The organism is Bordetella genomosp. 9, from assembly GCF_002119725.1.
Lineage (GTDB): Bacteria > Pseudomonadota > Gammaproteobacteria > Burkholderiales > Burkholderiaceae_B > Bordetella_C.
Window position 1 is genome coordinate 3056477 of the sequence record NZ_CP021109.1, and the last position, 19052, is coordinate 3075528.

General features: G+C 67.0%; 17 protein-coding genes and 1 pseudogene. 1 reads left to right on the top strand and 17 read right to left on the bottom strand.

Annotation, left to right across the window (positions count from 1 at the left end):
- Nucleotides 1-23: 23 nt before the first annotated feature.
- The 17 genes and pseudogenes from trmD to CAL13_RS14130 form a co-directional block, all read right to left on the bottom strand.
- Nucleotides 24-779, bottom strand: a complete 756-nt coding sequence (gene trmD / locus CAL13_RS14055; RefSeq protein WP_086072721.1) for a tRNA (guanosine(37)-N1)-methyltransferase TrmD — start codon at nt 777-779, stop codon at nt 24-26.
- On the bottom strand, nt 779-1426 hold the full coding sequence (rimM, locus tag CAL13_RS14060) for a ribosome maturation factor RimM (RefSeq protein ID WP_086057950.1): 648 nt from the start codon (nt 1424-1426) through the stop codon (nt 779-781). Before rimM ends, trmD begins: the two co-directional genes overlap by 1 nt.
- A 177-nt stretch (nt 1427-1603) precedes the next feature.
- The gene (gene rpsP / locus CAL13_RS14065; RefSeq protein ID WP_086057951.1) at nt 1604-1864 is read right to left on the bottom strand and encodes a 30S ribosomal protein S16; all 261 of its coding nucleotides are present in this window, start codon (nt 1862-1864) and stop codon (nt 1604-1606) included.
- Nucleotides 1865-1987: 123 nt separating this feature from the next.
- Nucleotides 1988-2203, bottom strand: coding sequence for a sulfurtransferase TusA family protein (locus CAL13_RS14070; RefSeq protein ID WP_086073654.1), 216 nt, complete (start codon nt 2201-2203; stop codon nt 1988-1990).
- Between the two features lie 74 nt (nt 2204-2277).
- A complete protein-coding gene (gene alaS, locus CAL13_RS14075) occupies nt 2278-4899 on the bottom strand; it encodes an alanine--tRNA ligase (RefSeq protein ID WP_086073655.1) in 2622 nt (873 codons plus the stop codon).
- 147 nt (nt 4900-5046) lie between these two features.
- Nucleotides 5047-6108, bottom strand: a complete 1062-nt coding sequence (locus CAL13_RS14080; RefSeq protein ID WP_157664880.1) for a prepilin — start codon at nt 6106-6108, stop codon at nt 5047-5049.
- A gap of 90 nt (nt 6109-6198) precedes the next feature.
- Nucleotides 6199-6798: a type 4 pilus major pilin gene (locus tag CAL13_RS14085; protein WP_086057954.1), complete on the bottom strand. Its 600-nt coding sequence runs from the start codon at nt 6796-6798 to the stop codon at nt 6199-6201.
- Nucleotides 6799-6891: 93 nt separating this feature from the next.
- Nucleotides 6892-8052, bottom strand: coding sequence for a general secretion pathway protein (locus CAL13_RS14090; RefSeq protein ID WP_232467663.1), 1161 nt, complete (start codon nt 8050-8052; stop codon nt 6892-6894).
- Complete coding sequence (locus CAL13_RS14095; protein ID WP_086073657.1) at nt 8045-9835, bottom strand: ATPase, T2SS/T4P/T4SS family; 1791 nt, start codon at nt 9833-9835, stop codon at nt 8045-8047. Before CAL13_RS14095 ends, CAL13_RS14090 begins: the two co-directional genes overlap by 8 nt.
- 99 nt (nt 9836-9934) lie before the next feature.
- A complete protein-coding gene (locus CAL13_RS14100; protein WP_086057956.1) occupies nt 9935-10423 on the bottom strand; it encodes a hypothetical protein in 489 nt (162 codons plus the stop codon).
- A gap of 85 nt (nt 10424-10508) precedes the next feature.
- Nucleotides 10509-11798: a type 4b pilus protein PilO2 gene (locus tag CAL13_RS14105; protein ID WP_086072723.1), complete on the bottom strand. Its 1290-nt coding sequence runs from the start codon at nt 11796-11798 to the stop codon at nt 10509-10511.
- A 3-nt stretch (nt 11799-11801) separates the two neighbouring features.
- Nucleotides 11802-13376, bottom strand: coding sequence for a hypothetical protein (locus CAL13_RS14110; RefSeq protein WP_086072724.1), 1575 nt, complete (start codon nt 13374-13376; stop codon nt 11802-11804).
- Between the two features lie 185 nt (nt 13377-13561).
- Nucleotides 13562-13825, bottom strand: a complete 264-nt coding sequence (locus CAL13_RS21530) for a toxin co-regulated pilus biosynthesis Q family protein (RefSeq protein ID WP_232462625.1) — start codon at nt 13823-13825, stop codon at nt 13562-13564.
- Nucleotides 13826-14185: 360 nt separating this feature from the next.
- Nucleotides 14186-14488 (bottom strand): annotated as a pseudogene (locus CAL13_RS21535) (TrbG/VirB9 family P-type conjugative transfer protein); the annotation flags it as partial.
- A 250-nt stretch (nt 14489-14738) separates the two neighbouring features.
- Entirely contained in the window at nt 14739-16079 is a 1341-nt protein-coding gene (locus CAL13_RS14120; protein WP_086072725.1) for an extracellular solute-binding protein, read from the bottom strand.
- Between the two features lie 4 nt (nt 16080-16083).
- Nucleotides 16084-17340, bottom strand: a complete 1257-nt coding sequence (locus CAL13_RS14125; protein WP_086057960.1) for a D-amino acid dehydrogenase — start codon at nt 17338-17340, stop codon at nt 16084-16086.
- A gap of 230 nt (nt 17341-17570) precedes the next feature.
- Nucleotides 17571-18617 carry a CDP-6-deoxy-delta-3,4-glucoseen reductase gene (locus tag CAL13_RS14130; protein WP_086057961.1) on the bottom strand — a complete coding sequence of 349 codons (1047 nt, stop codon included), beginning with the start codon at nt 18615-18617 and terminating at the stop codon, nt 17571-17573.
- A 110-nt stretch (nt 18618-18727) separates the two neighbouring features.
- On the opposite strand from CAL13_RS14130, the gene sugE reads away from it, so the two are divergent.
- On the top strand, nt 18728-19045 hold the full coding sequence (gene sugE, locus CAL13_RS14135) for a quaternary ammonium compound efflux SMR transporter SugE (RefSeq protein WP_086072726.1): 318 nt from the start codon (nt 18728-18730) through the stop codon (nt 19043-19045).
- Nucleotides 19046-19052 lie beyond the last annotated feature (7 nt).

Consider the following 19052-nt stretch of genomic DNA (forward strand, 5'->3'; position numbering starts at 1 on the left):
GCCGCCAGGCTGCCGGCGTCCGCTCAGTGGAGGTCTTGCAAGGACCGCAGGAAACGCTCGTCTTCGGCGGTCAGCCACCCTTGTTCCCGCGCGCGCTCGATAAGGTCCGGACGCCGGGCGGCCGTCAGCCGCAGGGATTGCTCCCGGCGCCAACGCGCAATGCGCGCATGATGGCCCGATAGCAGCGGCGCCGGCACGGCTTCGCCCGCGTAGACTTCCGGCCGGGTGTAGTGCGGGCTGTCCAGCAGGCCGGAAAGGGCGGGATTGAAGGAGTCCTGTATGGCGGACTCGTCATCGTTCAGCACGCCCGGCAACAGGCGGACGACCGCGTCGATGATCGCCATGGCGGCCAGCTCCCCGCCGGAGAGCACGAAGTCCCCCAATGAAATTTCGTCCGTGACATGGCGATCGATGAAGCGCTGGTCCACACCCTCGTAGCGCCCGCAAATCAGAATGGCGCCGGCCCCGCCGGCCATGGATTGGGCCAACGGTTGATCGAAGCGCCGGCCGGTGGGAGACAGCAGCACCACGGGCGCCGGCTCGGCCCGCGCCACCTGAGCCGCCTGCACGGCATCGGCCAATGGGGCAGCCATCATGACCATGCCCGGGCCGCCGCCATACGGGCGATCGTCCACGGTGCGATGCACGTCATGCGTAAAGTCGCGAGGATTCCAGGCATGGAGGGCCCAGCGGCCCTGGGTATGGGCGCGTCCGGTCACGCCAAGGTCCCTGACGATCCCGAACATCTCGGGGAACAGGGTCACGACGTCGAAACGCATCAGAAATCCAGCGGCCAGTCGCTGTCGATGCGGCGGCCGGCCAAATCAACCGCGCGGATGTGCGCCTGCACGAAGGGCACCAGGACCTCTACCGGGCGACCCTTGGCGTCCAGAACCGGCTCGGCTGGCGCGTCCGGGGCTGCCTGGCGTTGACGCAGGACTTTCAACACGGCATGTGCCCCGTTGTCGAGCACCTCGTCCACGACACCCAGCAAAGCCGGCTCGGCAACGTCCTGTCCATAAACGGCGCAGCCGATCAGGTCGACCCAGTAGTATTCGTCCTCTTCGGGCGCGGGGAATACGCTGCGGGACATGCTGACCCCCATGCCGCGCAGCGCGTCTGCCTGGTCGCGGTCGTCGATGCCGGCCAACTGGGCAACGATATGCGCGCCGTGCCGACGCGCGGCCTTGACGGCATAGGACTGCGGCGGATGCGGCTTGGCGATCGCCCCAGGCGCAGCGGCGCGCGTCAGCCACCACGTGCGCGCGGGCGCGGGCACGGAAGCGGAGACGACGGACAACAGCACGTCGGCGTCGGCCGAATGCGGCTGGATCTTGATCCAGCCTTTGACGCCATAGGCGGAGGCGACCCGACCCAGTTCGACCAGGTCATCGGGCGCCAGGGCTGGCGAGGCGGCGTGGCTCATGGCGCGGGACGGATCATGAAAACCCGGCATTAACAATGACGGCCCGCTCCAACTCGGGAACGGCCGCGGCGGGCGCCATCAACCAGTGCGAACACCGAGGCAACCGCCAACGAGACCGGGCGCAGTCTGCCGCGGATCGGCCTTGCGCCGACAGCGGCGGGCAGGATACCGGCTCGGTCAGGCCGAGGCGGACACTTTGGCCGAATAGTCCTTGACCAGGCGCGCCACGGCGGGCGACAGCTGAGCGCCGTTGCTCGTCCAGTACTGCACGCGGTCCAGGGCGATGCGCAGGTTTTCGGTACCTTCGCCGCCGACCGGGTTGTAGAAGCCGACGCGCTCGATGAAGCGGCCGTCACGACGATTGCGCGAATCCGTGGCAACCAGGTTGTAGAACGGACGCTTTTTCGAGCCGCCACGGGCCAGACGAATCACCACCATAGGTAATCCCTTGAATTAGTTGTGAAAAACAGTAGATTCTAGCATCGATACGGCCATAGCGGCAAATCGATGCGGCTTTGAATCCCGGATGTGGCGCGAGCGCCGCGCCGCGGGGTTTGGACCTCAGCGCCGGCGCAGGTAATGGATACCGCGCCCGCCTTCTTCCTTCTGAAGCACCAGGGCGTTGCCGGTCTGGCGGCAAAAGGCCTGGAAATCCCGAATGGCGTTGCGGTCCGTGGTGAGCACCTTCAGGACCTGCCCGCTTTCCAGCTGCGCCAATGCCTTCTTGGCGCGCAGGATCGGCAGTGGACATGCCAGGCCCGTCGCGTCGATTTCCATGTCGGCAGCCGGCGCCCCCTCGGCGCCGGACTGGTTTTCGGGCGTTTGCGTGCCGCCCCGGTCGGTGTCGCTCATCACAGCCGCTCGTCCACCCATTGGCGCACGCTGGCGATCGCCGCCGGCAGCGCGGTCACATTGTTTCCGCCGCCCATGGCCATATCGGGTCGGCCGCCGCCCTTGCCGCCGATCTGGCCCGACACGAAGCCCACCAGATCGCCCGCCTTGATGCGGTCGGTCAGCTCCGCGGTCACGCCCCCGACCACGCTGATCTTGCCATCGGCCGAACCGGCCAGAAGCACGACCGCGGGCTTGAGCTTGTCTTTGAGCTGGTCGACCATGCCGCGCAGCGCCTTGGGATCGGCTCCGTCGATGCCCGCCGCCAAGACCTTCACGCCCTTTACTTCCACCGTTTGGCGGGCCGCCAGGTCGTTGCCGGCGCTGGCCGCCAGCTTGCTGCGCGCCTGGTCCAGATCCTTCTCGAGCGCCTTCATCTGCTCCTGAATCTGGGCAATGCGGTCGGGCAGTTCCGGCGCCGGCGAACGCAAGGCGCTGGCGGCGCGGTTCAGCAGCGCAGTCTGCGCCTGCACCCATGCCAGCGTGTTGTCGCCCGTGATTGCCTCGACGCGACGCACGCCGGCAGCGACGCCGGACTCGGCAACGATTTTGAACATGCCGATGTCGCCGGTCCGCGTGACGTGCGTACCGCCGCAAAGCTCGCGGGAGAAACCGATATCGAGCACACGCACCGTATCGCCGTACTTTTCGCCGAACAGCGCCATCGCGCCGCCCTTGACGGCCTCGTCATACGGCAGCACGCGGGCCTGCGTCGGGTGGTTGGCCAGAATTTCGGCGTTGACAATGGCCTCGACCCGGGCGATCTGCTCCGGGGTCAATGGCGCATCGTGCGCAAAATCGAAGCGGGTCTTGTCGGGATCCACCAGGGAGCCGCGCTGCTGCACGTGCGAACCGAGCACTTCGCGCAGGGCCTTATGCATCAGGTGCGTTGCCGAATGATTGCGGACCGTCCGGGCGCGCCGCACCGCATCGACCCGCGCCAGTACCGTGTCTCCAACCGACAGCGTGCCGGATTCGAGCCGGCCGTGATGACCGAACACGCCGGCCTGGATTTTCTGGGTATCCGCCACGGCGAAACGCATACCGGCGGCCTCCAGCAGCCCGGTATCGCCGACCTGGCCGCCCGACTCCGCATAGAACGGGGTGGCATCCAGGACGACAACCGCGTCCTGCCCCGCCTGGATCCGATCCACCGCAGTGCCGTCCGCATACAGCGCCAGAACCCGGACGTCGTCCATTTCAATGCGCTCGTAGCCTTCGAAACGGGTTTCGGCGCCCTCGTATGAAAGCCCTTCGGCCATTTTGAACTTGCCCGCGGCGCGAGCCTGTTCGCGCTGGCGCGCCATGGCCGCGTCGAACCCGGCCAGGTCCACTTCCACGCCGCGCTCGCGGCAGATGTCCGCGGTCAGGTCAACCGGGAAACCATAGGTGTCGTAAAGCGTGAACAGGGTGGTGCCGTCGAGTTGCCCGCCCTTCGCCACGCCAGCCAGGGCGCCGTCCAGGATTTTCATCCCGTGCTCAAGGGTCTCGCCGAAGCGCTCTTCTTCCTGTTTGAGCACCTGGGCGACGCGGTCGGCGGCCTTGGCGAGTTCCGGATAGGCTTCGCCCATTTCGGCGACCAGATCCGGCACGAGCCGATGGAAGAACGGTTGGGTCTGACCCAACTTGTAGCCGTGACGCAGCGCGCGCCGCACGATGCGGCGCAGGACGTAGCCGCGGCCCTCGTTGCTGGGAATGACGCCGTCGACGATCAGGAATGAACAGGCCCGGATGTGGTCGGCGATGACCTTGAGCGAGTTGTCTCCCAGGTTCTGGCAACCCGTTTCGCGCGCCGCCGCCGCAATCAGCTTCTGGAAAAGGTCGATCTCGTAATTCGAGTGCACGCCCTGCAGGACGGCCGAGATGCGCTCCAGCCCCATGCCCGTATCGACGCAGGGCTTGGGCAGGCGCGACATATTGCCCGCGGCGTCCCGTTCAAACTGCATAAAGACCAGATTCCAGATCTCGATGTAGCGGTCGCCGTCCTCTTCCGGGGACCCCGGAGGGCCACCCCACACTTCGGGGCCATGGTCGTAGAAGATTTCCGAGCACGGGCCGCATGGGCCGGTTTCGGCCATCTGCCAGAAGTTGTCAGAGGCGTACCGGGCGCCCTTGTTATCGCCGATGCGCACGATGCGGTCTGCCGGAACGCCGACTTCCTTGGCCCAGATGTCATAGGCCTCATCATCCTCGTGATAGACCGTCACCCACAGTTTTTCCTGAGGCAGCTTGTACACCGTGGTCAGCAGCTCCCAGGCGTAATGGATGGCATCCCGCTTGAAGTAGTCGCCGAAGCTGAAATTGCCCAGCATCTCGAAGAAGGTGTGATGCCGGGCCGTGTAGCCCACGTTCTCCAGGTCGTTGTGCTTGCCCCCGGCCCGCACGCTGCGCTGGGCGGAAGTGGCGCGCGTATAGGCGCGCGTTTCCTTGCCGGTGAACACGTCCTTGAACTGGACCATTCCCGAGTTCGTGAAAAGCAGCGTCGGGTCGTTGCCTGGAACGAGCGACGACGAAGGGACGATGGTATGCCCCTTGGACTGGAAGAACTGCAGGAACTTCTGGCGGATCTCGGAGGATTTCATCGTGGATGAATCGGTCGGCATAAGGCGAATCTTCGATTATAGAGGGTTGCCGCTGTTTCAAGACGACAGCCGCCGGCCTGCCGGCAGGTCCCGCGCCCGTCAGGTCGGCGCGCTCTGGCGCCCTCAGGGCGGCGTGCTCCGGCGCCCTCAGGGTCCGGGACGTCCGATTCCTGGCGACTGCGTTCGGACGCAGACATAGCCTTCCGTCCAGCCGTGTGCCGTCCAATCGCCGACACCGCCCGACGATACGAGAACCGCGCGAAAGCCTGGCGGGCAATCGCACCGGCCGGTGAGCGGATTGGGCGCCCGGGAGCATCCCCCGCCACTGTTCCATGAGAAGGCGCCGCCGAATCCGCCGGCGCCCGACCATACGCCTGCGACGCAGTTCAGCAGCCGCCCTTCGCCATCGTGGGCCAGCAGGCCGTTTTCGGCACAGGCTTCGCCCGGTATCGCCGTGCCGCCAAGCTTGAGGTGGCCATCGGTTTCGAGCCGGCCCTTGGCCGATATCGCGCCCTGTGCCGACAGGTCGCCAAGAAAATCGGGATTGCGAGCGTCCCGCCGCTGGATGAAGCGGCTGCCGGCGGCGGCTTCCCGGCCCGCGCGCACGGCCACCGTGCCGACGGGGAGCGGCGCCATGCCGGGCGCCGGCGGATTGGGAAGATCGAAGCCGGCCCCGCGCAAACGGTGCGGCGCCAGCTGGGACACCGCCCCGCCGGCGCCGCCGCTGGCCAGCAGGATGCCGCCAATGCGCCCGAGATCCGGCTGTCCTGCCCGCAGCAGCGGCGCCGCGCTATAGGCAATGGCGTCCACGCGGCAGGCCTGCCCCGGACAGCCGCCTGCACGCCAAATGCGAACGATGGGGTGTATGGCCAAGGGGCCGCGCTCCGGAAATGCGCCATCCAGATGACCTTGCGCCTTGAGCTCCGCGACAGTCGGGGAGAAGGGATCCGCATACAGCGGACGTCCATGATCATCCGCCGGCGCGGCACCCTCGCCCAGGACAGCGCCGTGACGCGCCAGCAAGCCTTCCAGGCCCCGCTGCATGTCAATGAGCCATCGCCCGGCCGCCTGCTCGGACGCTTCATCGACCTGGTGGAGCAGCTTGTCCGCCGCCCAGACCACGAGCAGGCAGACCACCGCCATCGCGATCGCCAGCTCGATCAGGGCCACGCCAGCCTGGCGCCCGTTGCATGCGGACCATCCCGCCATTTGGCGCGGATGCGTGATGGCGCCGGAACGGCAATGGGACGCGATGGGCCTTTCACGGCAAGCCATGACAACCGACATGCGCCGCTGCCGTCAGCGTGTGGTGAAAACGAAGGTATTCACGTCTCCGCGCGCGCACTGGGCCTGCGCGAGCATGGCATCGTACGGCCGGGGCGGCGACGCAGTGCCATCCTTGACGAGGGTCGGCCCGCCCTCCCCTTCGACGGTGATGATTTCCGAAACACGCTGCATGACCGACGCCAGCCCGGGGCAGGCGGCATTATTGACATTGGTCAGCGTCAGCGAGAAACCAGACCCCGGGCCCGCCCCTCCGACGGAAGCCGCTGACAGTGAAATCGTGCCATGCCCGGCGGCGCCCTTGCCTCCCAGGCCGTGCGCCACGACGGCGGCCGCGTCGCTGCCGCGCACCGTGAAAACGCTGGAATCGCGCAAGGCGTTGGCCAGCATGCCGTCGTGCAGATGCAGGTACGGTGCGACGCCGCCTCCTTGCGCATTGGCTTTGGCGCGGGCGACGAAACGCTGCAGCTCCTCGCCGACCTTGGGGACCTTGTTTTCGATGACGTAGCTGCCGATCGCCGGAATGCCGATGATCGCGATCAGCAGGACGATGGCGGTGACGATCGAGACTTCGATGAGCGAGAAGCCTTGCTGGGAAAGACGGGTATCGGTCATGGCGGGTACGAATATGGGTAAGCGAGAGGAAGCGGCGAGTCCAGGATCCGCCGCGAAGGTGAGCAAGGATGGCGCAGCACGCATCGGCACGGCCTAGCCTGCGGCATAGATGTTGGTCAGGGCGCGCCGCAGGTCGTCGATGGCGGCGTAGTGCCACAAAGCGATCGCGATCACGGCGCTTACCGCGGCCAGCAGCATGGTCCAGCGCAGTGTGTGGGCGTCACGGCGGACATGGCCCAAGGCACGCTGGGCCACGCGCCCGGCAGCCCGCTCCAGACCGGCGGCCATGCCGTGGGCGGCGACCATGTCGCTCAGATACCACCACGTCCGCCTTTCGATCATGCCGGTATCGAAGCTGTCGGCCCCCACCATCCCGGCATCGATGCGGCGGATCATTTCCCGTATATGCCAGGACAGCCATGGGCCCGCCAGCGCCGCCTGCAAGGACAGCGCCTGCCGCAGCCGCATATCGACGCTGGCGCGCTGGCGCACCAGGACGGACAGCATGGCGAGGAAACGGATGGCGTTCACATCCCGGTATAGGCGCCAGATGAACCACCGGTCCAGACGTTGCCGCAAGGGGCCCGCAAGATTCGGCAGCGACCACAGCGCCAGCCACATCGTTCCGGCGGCAACGGCGGCCACCAGCGGCAAGACATGGTGCACCGCGGTCCCGAACGCGAACAGAGTGCGGGTAGATGACCCGTAATAGACGGGTGGAACGGCCTGAAACACCGTCTGTAAACGCGGAGCGGTGAAGTACGGCACCGCGCAGGCGACCCCGGCCGCGACAGCCAAGGCGATCATGCCCGCGGCCAAGGTTTCGCGGAAGATGCGCGTCGCATCGCCGGCCACCGTTGCGGCTCGGGCAAGGTCGCGCAAGGCCGCGGGCAGGGCCCCCACGCCCCCTGTCTGAGCAGCATGCAACAGCGCCAGCTCTTCGGCGGGCAGACAATCGGCCCATGCCATGGCGAGATCGCCGCCGCAGCCTTCCAGCGCGTCGGCCCACCGGCGGGCCAATCGTCCGCGCGGGGTTGCGCGCCCGAAACGGCGTGCGTCGTCCTCGAACAAATCCCGCAGGGTCTTGCGGCCCTGCAGCCCTTCCACCATGTCGGCCAGGTAGGCGTAGTAGTCGGCCCGGTCGCGGGAAAACACCATGGCGTCCCACCATCGCAGCAGCGCCCGGGTATCGGGAACGGCCGGCATGAAGCGGAGCAATCGGTGGAAGGACGTCCGGGCGCGCCGTTCACGCATGGACGCCCTCCTCCATCGCGCCGTGGCCCGCTCTGCGGGCGCGGGCATCCTCGCCGCGCACGGGATGCCGGCGCCCGCCCGCGTAAACCCGCATCCCGCTGCGCTGGCGCCCCCCTTCGCGCCGACGCTCCCGCTCCTGGTCAATGGCGGCGAACGATTGGAAGCGTGATTCGATTTCGCGGCGGTCGATGATGCCTGCCGCGGCCTTGTAAACCGCACATTCCAGTGCGCTTTTTCCTTCCATGTCCGGGCTATCGAAGGGCGCGCGCCGGCGTCCCCGCAGGTAGCGGCGCAGTCTTATCGTGTCGCGCGACCTGATGCAACGCAGGAGAATGTCGTCATTGCCGGGCTCGATCATCTCCGCGACGACCGTTCTGCCGCTGGTTCCGTTCAAATGGGGCAGGTCGTCATTGACGCAATGCGGGCACCCTGAGGCATTGCGCACGCGCAACACCTTGATCGGCAACGCGTACAAGGCGCTGAAGCGCTGCATCCAGGCGCTCCACCGCTCGCTGTTGTCGCCCTCCAGCAGGCTTTCGATGGGCAGGGCGCAGTGCGGGCACAGACGCGGCAGCAAGGCTTGGTAGACCAGCAGCTTCAGCACGCCGGGCGTGGCGAGAAAGTCGCGGGACACCCCGATGAAGTCCGAAGCGAGGCGTTCCGGAATCATCAAGGCGGATGCCGCGTGCGTGGTCGTATAAAGATTGACGCCGGAACTGGCGAGGTCCATGAAAGCCCTTCCCGTTTCGGCATCACGGATCTCTCCGATCAGCAGGTCGTTCATCGCCGAACGCTTCACCGTGCGGAGCTTGGCGTCGAACACGGTGGCCTGGCTGTCGTCGAGATTGCGCGCGATGGTGTTCTGCAGGGCGTTCCCGATGACGTACTCGACCGGATCTTCCAGCGTAATGACCTTGCGTCCTTCGGGCAGCGAGCGCATCAAGGTGGCGATCGTGGTCGATTTCCCCGAACCGACCACACCGGCGAGCACTATGGCCCCGCCGTCGCCGCAGCGCGCACGATTCAGCATATCGATCTGGTTGTCGAGATAGCCCAACTTTTCCAGCGACGCATCCTGAGGCAGTGCGTCCAAGCGCAATAGGCGCAGGCAGACCGAAGGCCCTTTGTCGGCAGCCAGGGACGCCCAGCGCAACATCACCGGCCGCCCATCGACGTCGATATGCAGTTGCCCCTGCTGCTCGAGCTGCGGATCGAAAACCGCGCCGTTGCCGCCGCGCACGTCCATCCATGCCACCGCAAGCATTTCCATCAAGGTGGCCGTGGGCATGTGGCGAAAACGGGCCGGTGCAACGTAGCGGCCGCAGATCGTATAGCGGATCTCGGACTCTGCCCGCTCGCGATGCACGTTCAAATGGACATCGCTGGCGCCGTTCCGGACGCCCCATGTGACGATCTCGCAGAAACCGGCCGCCAGGGCGGACTTGTGGCGGTCCGCCAGGACGCCGCGCCGGTCGCGCAGTCCTTCCAAGGTGAGTTGGCCGCGCGCCACGCTGAGCAGCAGCGGCGCGGGCAGCACGTAGCGGGATGGCTGGGCAAGACGCCGCCCCCGCCGCAACACCATGCGCTCGACTTCATCGACCGCATCGCCCGCCGCATAGTCGGCCAGGGCGAAGATGGCCACCGCGCCGTCCTGCAGCGCCACGGGACAGACGCGGCCCGCCAGCGCGGCAAGATCGAATTCCTGGCTGAGCGCACGGGCAAAAGCAGGCGCGATGCGCGCAATGTCGTCTTGCGTGGCCAGCACGGGCAGGCCCGCGGGCATCGTGGCCGCTTGCCCCGGTTCGTCCGGCAACGCGAACGGGACGGCCCGCGGTGACGGCGCCAGGCCGGTGGGATTGCGTCGCAACAACATGTCGTTTCCTTATTCCACGCGCGTCAGGCAAACGCGCCGTTGATCACCCGTCCTGTCCAAACGGACGCAAGACCCTTCTATGGCGCGCAAGGCATAGGCGCCCGCGCCATCCGGCGCCTCGTCGGGCCACTTCTTGCCATGCCGATATCGCAGCCGCCGGCCGTTGTGCAGGATCTCGACATGCAAGCGCTTGCCCACGCCGTAGATGGCCGCGAGGTCGATGCGGCTGGCCGGCCCGTCGCCATCCGCGTCGCCCGATGCCGCTTTTCGCTCGCCGGCCGGTTCAGCCACCCCTGCGGTGCGCGCCCCGTTCGGCGCCGAAGCATCCAGCCGGATCTCGTTCATACGCTCACGGCGACGCTGCATGGCCAAGGCCGCACGGGTTTCGCGCCGAAGGAGTTCCTCGACCGCGCCGGCGTCCGGCCAAGCCGGCGGCGCCTCGGCATCCATCGGCTGCGACGTTGCGATCGTTGCGGCGGCGTCCGCAGCAGCCGCCACGGGCCTCTCCGACCCCACGCAAGGCAAAGCGATGGAGAGGAGCCCGAGACCTGCCAGCGCCCGTGCCATGTCGTGTCGGGCAGGCCTATTCCCGTTCATAGAGGACTCCTTGGAGCTGCGCCATCAGTGGACTGTGAGTGACATCCACGGGTCGGTCGGGGTGCACATCCAGCGTGACCTCGGTCCACGATGCCGCGCCGGGAGGATCAGCGATCAGCGCGAAGGATCGCAGCGGCCCGTGAAGGACAATGTCGCGCCGGTTCACGCGGGGCAGATCGGCGGGCGGCGGCAGCATGGCTCCGTGTGGATCGCGGGGCGCAACCACCGGCAGCGGCGCGGGGGCGCCCAGTGCGACACGGGCGAAGGCCGCGCGCACTGTCTGCAACAGGCTCGCGACCACCAGCTCGGTATGCCCGGCCGCCGGCACCGAATCCGGATGAAGCGGCGCCCCGTGGCCGGGCACCCGCCACGTAATTTCAGCTTCGTCCAGGGAGACAAACGCCGCGCGCGCCGGACTCGGCACTTGGTTCGCCAACGTTCGGTTGGTGGCCAGGGGGCCCGTCCTGGCATAGCGGGCGACGCAAGACCAGTCCATGGACTGCGGCCGGCATCGCGCCGAACGCAACGACCAGCCCTGCAGCCGGGTGGGCAAACGCCGCAGGGCGGCGAAGATCCGCGCGAGCTCGCGCGGATCGTGGACGCGTACGGCGCTGGCTGCCCGATCCACGGCATCGCGCCATGCCTGGGCCGCATCCGGGAGCGCGGCAGCAGGCGCCACATCCGCAACGCCGTTCCATGCGCGCCATGCGGGGGGAAGGGCGAGGGCAAGGATAATAAGCAAGGCAGCGCCTTGTATCGGTACGGGAACGTGACGCAACGGAATACCGACCCGCCACAGGGCCGCGGCAGGATCAAGCGCGGCGATAAGGTCTTCCACCGTCAGCGTTATTGCCTGGCGCGCCAGCCCAGGATGTACCGCATCGAGTTCGCCCAGCGCTGCACGGGCGGCCGCTTCATCTGTATGGACGGCATCGCCGCGCGCCATGACGGCGCCGTTGCGGGCGGCGGCCAGCCACATACGGCCGTCCGGCATGGGAAGCAGGCCAGCCACGGCCCCGTGAGAATGCAGGCGCGCGAATACCTGCGCGGCGGCATAGCAGGCGCCTACGCGGCCGCGTAGGCGCGCGCATCCCACCGCCGCGGCGCCCGTGCCCCCGTGGACGTAGTGCGTGGCGCGCGCTTCGCGCGCTTTGCGGCGCGCCAGGCGATCGACACGGCTGCCGATGACTGGCGACCAGTTGAGCGCGAATACCAGCGTCGCACCATCCCGTGCCGGAATGAGGACGTGACCGTCCATGGCTTGCAGATCGGCCATTGCTCAGAACCCCTCTTCCAGCTGCGCGGTGACGACGAGAATGGTGGTGGCTCGGCGCGTCGACGCCACGTCGCTTCCACCCAGCGCCAACGGTGCGCCGGCCGTCAGACGCCGGCGGTCGATTTCGTCTTCGCGCCGGTCGAAGCCGGAAATGATCATCGGCTGCCCGGCCCGCAGTTCGACCTGCTGGACCATTCCGTTGCCGTCGATGGTGATCTGCTGGATTTCGATGCGGTTGTCCGCCCGGCCGAAGGTCATGCTTTTCAAGGGCTGCGCGACCGTGTTGTCGTAGGCGATGGAAAGCAGTATTTGCCCGTCTTCCTGGGCGTCGGGCACCAGCGTGAGGAAGGAGCCGACGGTCTCCTGCTTCTGGTTGACCGAGACCGACGGAAGTATGGTGTCCAGCCGCCCCGAAGAGGCGCCCGCAAGGCCCGATGCGCCTTGCACCTGATCGACGTAGGAAAAGGTGGTGCGTACGGCGTGCGTGACGGGCCGGCGGTTGAGCGTCAGCACCGGCACGCTGGTGTGGCGAACCACCGTGCCGATTTCGCTCAAGGCATCGACGATGGCCTTGGTGCTGCCGAAGGGACCGCCCGTGACGCCCGCGCTCAGCGTGTTGGCCGAGACGCCGCCGCCAGCCGTCAACGCCGCGGACGCCGAGGCCCGGGCGCTTTGATAAAGCAGATTCCAATCGATGCCGGCACGGCTGCGGTCCTTGTTGACGACCGTGATCTCCTCGAAGACCAGGCGCACGCGGCGGGTGAGCGCCTTGTTTTCGCGGTCGAGGAATCGCGCCACGCGGTCGAGCGCGTCCCGCGTATCTGTGACCACGACGGAGCTGCCTGCCCCCGGCGCGATGGTGACCGTGCCAGCCCGCGTCAGGAAGGGCTCGATGCGCGCACGTACGGAAGCCATGGCATCGTGCTCGCCTGTCGACAGGGCCGTGTTGGACGTGTTTTCGAACCCTTCGGTGCCGGACTTGCCGGCGCGCCCCAGGCGCGCGTCGGCCCGGGCGTTCATGGTCAGCGCCCGCACGTCGAACACGCGCGTCTCGGTTCGATAGAACTCGATGGCGCCATCGCTGTAGCGCCAATAGACGCCCAGCCGCCACGCGATCGCATCCAGCACGTTGGGAAGGGGCTGGGCGCCCTCTGGCAGCGATGCGCGTCCCGGCAGTGCGACGCCCGGGCCGGAGACCGCCCCAAGCCGTGGCAGAAAGAGATCCGCAGGAAGCAACGCGTCCGGCCGCACCTTCACGCCAATGCCGGTGGCGCGCGCGATGCGGTCGGCCAATTCGGGGAGATCGGCTTTTCCGCCGGCGAACATCAGCGTCGTGTCGACGTTCCTGCGCAAGGCGGCGGGCAGCACGACTTCCCGGGCCAGCGGCCGCGCGCGTCCGGCAAGCCATGGTCTGCCCACGGTCTGCGCGGCCTGGCGCGTTCCAGGGTCGGACAGCGCGCTTGCGAATCGCGCCTGGGCCGCATCGGTTCGCGCTCTCGTGTGCTCGGTGCGGTCCTGGATGGCGGATATACGTTCGGCACTGATACACGCCGTGCAGAGCACGGCGATGGAAGACATGGCGATAGGCCGGACCGGCCGGATCACACCCTGCAATCGCCCGGCGCGAACGGCGCGCCTTGGGGCGAGGACTGGGCCGCCGCCGTGGCCGCCGGCAAGCCACCGCCGCAACCACGGTGCCCTTCGCTTGCAAACGATGGCGGCAGACGCCGAGGTGCAACGGCTGGCCGGAAACCATCGGCGCCTCACGATGCCGCTCCGGCACGCAGTGCGGTACGGTCGCAGGCTTCCGACAGCGGGACGACGCGCAGCACCTGGTTGGCATAGAAGCACGGCTGCAGCGGACGCTCGCCCAGCTCTGTCGCGGCGAGGAGTTCACGGACGGAGTGCTTGAAATCGTCGGAAAAAGCCGCGCTGCCCGAAAGCGGGATATCTACATCTACGGCCCAATGTTCAGGTTCGAACGTCCAGCCCGCCAAGCCAGCCCAACGCGAAAGCGCGCGCCGCATGTTCTCGTCCCCCGGGCCCGCACGATACGATTGGGTCGTGGCGGCGGGCGCCTGCCCGCGGGGTGTGGCGTTCCCTGCGCGGGGGTTCCGTACCCCTTCGGGCGTGTGCGCTGGCGGGTATGCCGCTGCCGTCGAGGCCGGGCTTCCTGAGTGCGCGGAGGCGGAGGATGCCGGCATGAAGGCGCCTGCGCGATGCTGCGCAAGGGCGGCATCCGCCTGCGAGCCCGCCGCGGAAACAAACCCGCCGTCCCCCCCGGCATCATGCGGACCGCGCCCCACATAATCCGCGCGCGCATGCAAGGCGCCGCCCCGCAGCACCAGCGCGGGCCATTTCCCTTTCACGACGACATAGGGCTGTCGCGACACAGACTCGGCGGGGAATTCCCTGCCCCCGTACTGCACGAATATCGCCGGCACCGGTCGCCCTGGCGGAAATTGCAGCCAGGTCTGCTGACCGTCGTCGAAAACCTGCAAGGGCGCCACGCGCCGGTCGCCGGAAAGCCGCCAATTGAAGTCGTGGCGCGCGCCCGGGGGCGCGCCCGCATGCCAATCGTTGGATAGGCCGCCCGGCAAAAACGACGGCCCGCAAGCCGATAGCCATGGCAGTATCAGTAGCGTCTTGAACAATCGATGCATGCCGGTCCCTGCGATGCGCGCCGCCATTGGCGCGACGACCACATGGTGGCCCAGGCAAAACGTTGCGCCAAGGCGCAAATCTACGCATGGATGTCCGCATCACTCGGCTGCCAGCGCAATCTGCCGGCGGCGGGCGCGACGAGCCGGGCAGGAGCGGCGTGAGACGCCAACGTGCCAGCGCCCCATGCCGCATCCGCCGCGACAGGCATCGAGGGAATAGAGGGGGAGGAAACCGAAGCGATCGCGCGCCGAGGCCACCCCGGCGCGCGATGCAGGATCAGCGCTGCTGCGCGATCGCGCGGGCTTGCGATACGGCGCTGGTCAGCGCCGCGACAGGCGGGGTCTTGCCATCGAGGGCTTGATCGAGTTCGCGGTTGAGAACCGGTTCGATGCGATCATAGTTGGCGACCCGGAAGCCGCGCGCGGTGGCAGGCGGCTGCGCGCGCATATTGGCAACGACCTCCTGGGCGCCCGGAATGTTCTTGTAGAACGAAACCTGGGCCGCACGGAAGGCCGCTTCCGTCAGCGGCAGATAACCGGTGGACTGGTGCCATTCCGCCGCAGTCACAGGCTTGGACAGCCACGCCAGGAATTCGGCGGTGGCCTTGTCCTGGGCTGCGGGATGGCCTTCCATCACCCACAGCGCGCTACCGCTGACGAAGGGTTTGCCCGGTTGCTTGGTCGCCTGCTCGTAGTACGGCAGGGGTGCAATGCCGAAGGAAAGCGACTTGGTGTTCAGCAAGCGTCCCAACACGCCGGAACTGGCCGTCAATACGCCGCATTGGCCCTTGGCGAAGGACTCGACCGGTTTGTCATCATTGCTATGCTGGGTCAGCAGAAGCGAACGCTTCCAGCTCGTCATGAGCGAGATGTGACGCATGTACAGCGTGTCGAATTCCAGCGAAGCGGGCGCCGCTTTGCCGCGCTGCGCCTCGATGCCATTGCCGTTGCTGGTGTAAAGCTGGTTGTTGATCGGCGCCAGGTTTTCCAGGTGGACCTCCACCTGGTCCGCCGAAGCATAGGGACATTCGACGTCGGCGCCGTCGCGCAGCTTAAGCAGTTCGCCCTGCAGATCGGCCCAGGTACGGGCAGGCGCATTCGGATTCAGCCCAGCCTTCTTGTACAACGCGGTGTTGTAGAACATGACGGGGATTTCCGCCATGTACGGGAAGGCCAGCAGCCTGCCGCGGGAATCGCGGGTAAAGCTGGTGGTGGATGGCAGGAACCAGGTGGCATCCTTGATCGGATACTTCGCCAGAAGCTCGTACAGCGGCTTGATGGACTTGTATTCCGCCACGACTTCAGGGGAATGGTTGTCCTGCAACTGGATCAGGTTCGGCGTCTTCTTCGACGCGACAGCAGACCGCGCCGCCTGCTGCAAGGCGACCGGCGAATCGAAATCGCGTAACGAAACTTCGACGTCGTTCTGTTCTTTGTTGTACTGCTTGACCAGCTTCTCGAATTCCGCCTTGTTGACGTCGGTAAGCGCGTGCCATACCTGGATCTGAACAGGCGCCGCATGCGCGACTCCCGCCGCCAGCATGGCGGCGCCGAAGATCCAGACGCGCCCGGAAGCGCGGATTGCGCGGGACAAGCCCGTTTCGTGCAATTTCTTCATAGGTCTACATGCCGAGGAAAGGAAACTCCGGTTCCGGCACGCGTCCGCTGAGCAGATCGGCCAGAGCCCGGCCCGAACCTACCCCCATCGTCCATCCGAGGGTCCCATGGCCTGTATTCAAATACAGGTTGGGAATCCGGGTACGGCCGATCAGGGGCACGTTCGACGGAGTGGACGGGCGCAAGCCCGACCAGTAGGTGACGTGCTCGAAATCGAGCGCGCCGGGGAAAAGGTCGCGCGCCAGGCGGGTCATGGCCTCGCAGCGCTGGGGATTCAATGCGCGGGAATACCCCGCGAGTTCGGCGGTACCCGCCATGCGCAGACGGTTGCCGAGGCGGGAAAACACCACCTTATGACTGCTGTCGGTCAGGCTGACCGTGGGCGCGGCCGCAGGATCCAGCACGGGGAACGTGGCCGAATAGCCCTTGGCGGGATAGACGTTGCACGGCACGCCGAGCGGCCGCACCAGCAGCGGCGTATAGCTGCCCATGGCCACGACATAGGCGTCCGCGGTGACCTGACCGTAGGCGCCGTCGGGGGTCAGCACCTCGACCCCATCGACGCGCCCGCCTGCCGATATCAGGCGGGTGACCTGGGTCGAATATTGGAACTCGACGCCGGCGTCGACGCAGCGCTGGGCGAGCGCGACCGTGAACAGATGCACGTCGCCGCTTTCGTCTTCGGGCGTGAAATCGCCCCCGACGATGCGGTGACGCTGCGGCGCCAAGGCCGGTTCCACCGCCACCACTTCATCCGCAGTCAGAATGCGCCGTTCCACACCGAAATCACGCATGACGCCGGCCGCCTTCTGAGACAGCTCGAACTCGTGCGAATCGCGATAGAAATTCAGAATGCCGCGCTCCAGGTGGTCGTACTGGATGCCAAGCTCGGTCCGCATGCCGCGCAGCGTGGCGCGGCTGTATTCGGCCATGCGGACCATTGCGCGGATGTTGGGCGCCAGCCGGCCGGGCAGGCATTCGCGCAGGAAGGCCAGACCCCAGGCCCATTGCCGCAGGTCCAGCTGCGGCCGGAAAAGCAGGGGCGCGTCCTCCCGGAAGAGCCACTTCAGGAGTTTCAGCGGCGCCTGAGGGTTGGCCCAGGGTTCGGCATACGAGACGGATATCTGTGCGCCATTGGCGAGACTGGTCTCCTGCGCGGGCCCGTTGCGTCGGTCGATGACCACGACGTCATGCCCCGATTGGCGCAACCACCACGCCGTCGAAACACCAATGATTCCAGCTCCCAATACCGCAATTTTCATTCGCGCCAAGCTCCTGGGTGCGTCCGGGCTGCCGTCAGCCGCGACCGCTGTACCCTCCGAAATCCTGGGATCGGAGTTTACCTTGCCGCCCGCCCCGTCACGCGGGGACCGGGTGTTGAAACAGGATCGTTACACCGAGCGCTGTAACCGCCGATGGCACACACGCGGCCGTCATACGGTTCCCCGGCGCCCCCGGTCACGGGGCGGCGCGAAGCCGGCCCCGGAAGCGCTCACTCGTGCGCCTTGACCAGATCCGCTTCCGAAGTAAAGGCGTCGGCGAAGAACGCGTCGGCCGGCAAGCCGCACTGGGCCGTGAATTCCCGGCGCGCGGCCTCCACCATGACGGGCGCACCGCACGCATAGACTTCGTGCCCGGACAGATCCGGCAGATCACGCATCACGGCCTCGTGGACGAAGCCGGTACGGCCGGTCCAGCCGTCCTCGGGCAGCCCATCGGAAATCACGGGAATGTACTGGAAGTCGGGCAGGGACGACGCCCAGGAGGCCGCCAGATCGTGCATGTACAGATCGCGCGGACGGCGGCCGCCCCAATAGAGCGCCACAGGCCGGCGGATCTGCTGGTGCGCCATGTGCTCGACGATGGCCTTGATCGGGGCGAAGCCCGTGCCGCTGGCGAGCAGGACGATGGGCTTGCCGCTGTCCTCGCGCAGGAAGAAAGAGCCGAACGGGCCTTCGATGCGCAGGATCTCCCTTTCCTTCATCTGCGTGGCCCCCGCGCCGAAGACGTGGTCGGTGAAGTAGCCGCCCGGCATGTGCCGGATATGCAATTCGAGCGGACTTCCGGCGTGGGGCGGCGTGGCCATGGAATAGCTGCGCCGGCGGCCTTCCTTCAGAATCAGCTCGATGTATTGCCCGGCGTAGAAGCGGAAAGTCTCGGACGCGGGCAACTGCAGCTTGATCACCGCGACGTCCGGGGCCACGCGTTCGATCGTCTGCACGCGCGCCGGCAGCTTGCGGATCTGGATGTCGCTGGCCAGCCGGACTTCCGCCGACTCGACCACCATGTCAGTCGAGGGGCGGGCCTGGCACAACAGCGTATAACCGGCGGCCATTTCCTCCGGCGCGAGCACCTGCGCGGGATAGGGTCCGGCGTCGTATTCGCCGCTGACCACCTTGCCCTTGCAGGTGGAGCACGCACCGCTGCGACAGCTGTAAGGCAGGACGATGCCGGCGGCGAGCGCCGCATCCAGCACCGTCTGCCCGGCTTCGACATTGAACTGATGTTGACTCGGTGTGATGGTGACCTGAAAACTCATGGCGCGAGGCGAACCGGCGGTAAAGGGATGGAATCGGACATTCTATAATTTTTGCCGGTCCGGGACAGGCGCACCCGGCCGGCCCCATACCTTGCGCCGGAATTGTTTCCATGACGTGGGTCATCCTGTTGCTCGCCGGGCTGTGTGAAGTCGTCTGGGCCGTCGGCCTCAAATATACCGAAGGCTTTACCCGCATCATGCCGTCCGTCATTACCGTCGTCGGCATGATCGCCAGCGTATGGCTGCTCGCCATCGCGATGCGCACGCTCCCCTTGGGGACGGCCTACGCGGTGTGGGTTGGCATCGGGACCATCGGCGCGTTCGTGGCCGGCGTGGTGCTGTTTGGCGAAGGCCTGGGCTGGCTGCGGATAGCCAGCGTGGCCCTCATCGTCACGGGCCTGGTCGGCCTGAAGCTGTCCTCGGCCTAGCCCGCCT

Excerpts from the sequence above, each read along its gene's own strand:
- CAL13_RS14070 (WP_086073654.1), bottom strand. The coding sequence starts at position 2,203 with ATGGAAATCGACGCGACGGGCCTGGCATGTCCACTGCCGATCCTGCGC.
- CAL13_RS14090 (WP_232467663.1), bottom strand. The coding sequence starts at position 8,052 with ATGCGTGAACGGCGCGCCCGGACGTCCTTCCACCGATTGCTCCGCTTC.
- sugE (WP_086072726.1), top strand. The coding sequence starts at position 18,728 with ATGACGTGGGTCATCCTGTTGCTCGCCGGGCTGTGTGAAGTCGTCTGG.
- CAL13_RS14080 (WP_157664880.1), bottom strand. The coding sequence starts at position 6,108 with ATGGCGGGATGGTCCGCATGCAACGGGCGCCAGGCTGGCGTGGCCCTG.
- CAL13_RS14110 (WP_086072724.1), bottom strand. The coding sequence starts at position 13,376 with ATGTCTTCCATCGCCGTGCTCTGCACGGCGTGTATCAGTGCCGAACGT.
- alaS (WP_086073655.1), bottom strand. The coding sequence starts at position 4,899 with ATGAAATCCTCCGAGATCCGCCAGAAGTTCCTGCAGTTCTTCCAGTCC.
- CAL13_RS14125 (WP_086057960.1), bottom strand. The coding sequence starts at position 17,340 with ATGAAAATTGCGGTATTGGGAGCTGGAATCATTGGTGTTTCGACGGCG.
- CAL13_RS14105 (WP_086072723.1), bottom strand. The coding sequence starts at position 11,798 with ATGGCCGATCTGCAAGCCATGGACGGTCACGTCCTCATTCCGGCACGG.
- trmD (WP_086072721.1), bottom strand. The coding sequence starts at position 779 with ATGCGTTTCGACGTCGTGACCCTGTTCCCCGAGATGTTCGGGATCGTC.
- CAL13_RS21530 (WP_232462625.1), bottom strand. The coding sequence starts at position 13,825 with ATGCGGCGCGCGCTTTCGCGTTGGGCTGGCTTGGCGGGCTGGACGTTC.
- rimM (WP_086057950.1), bottom strand. The coding sequence starts at position 1,426 with ATGAGCCACGCCGCCTCGCCAGCCCTGGCGCCCGATGACCTGGTCGAA.
- CAL13_RS14130 (WP_086057961.1), bottom strand. The coding sequence starts at position 18,617 with ATGAGTTTTCAGGTCACCATCACACCGAGTCAACATCAGTTCAATGTC.
- CAL13_RS14095 (WP_086073657.1), bottom strand. The coding sequence starts at position 9,835 with ATGCCCGCGGGCCTGCCCGTGCTGGCCACGCAAGACGACATTGCGCGC.
- rpsP (WP_086057951.1), bottom strand. The coding sequence starts at position 1,864 with ATGGTGGTGATTCGTCTGGCCCGTGGCGGCTCGAAAAAGCGTCCGTTC.
- CAL13_RS14120 (WP_086072725.1), bottom strand. The coding sequence starts at position 16,079 with ATGAAGAAATTGCACGAAACGGGCTTGTCCCGCGCAATCCGCGCTTCC.
- CAL13_RS14085 (WP_086057954.1), bottom strand. The coding sequence starts at position 6,798 with ATGACCGATACCCGTCTTTCCCAGCAAGGCTTCTCGCTCATCGAAGTC.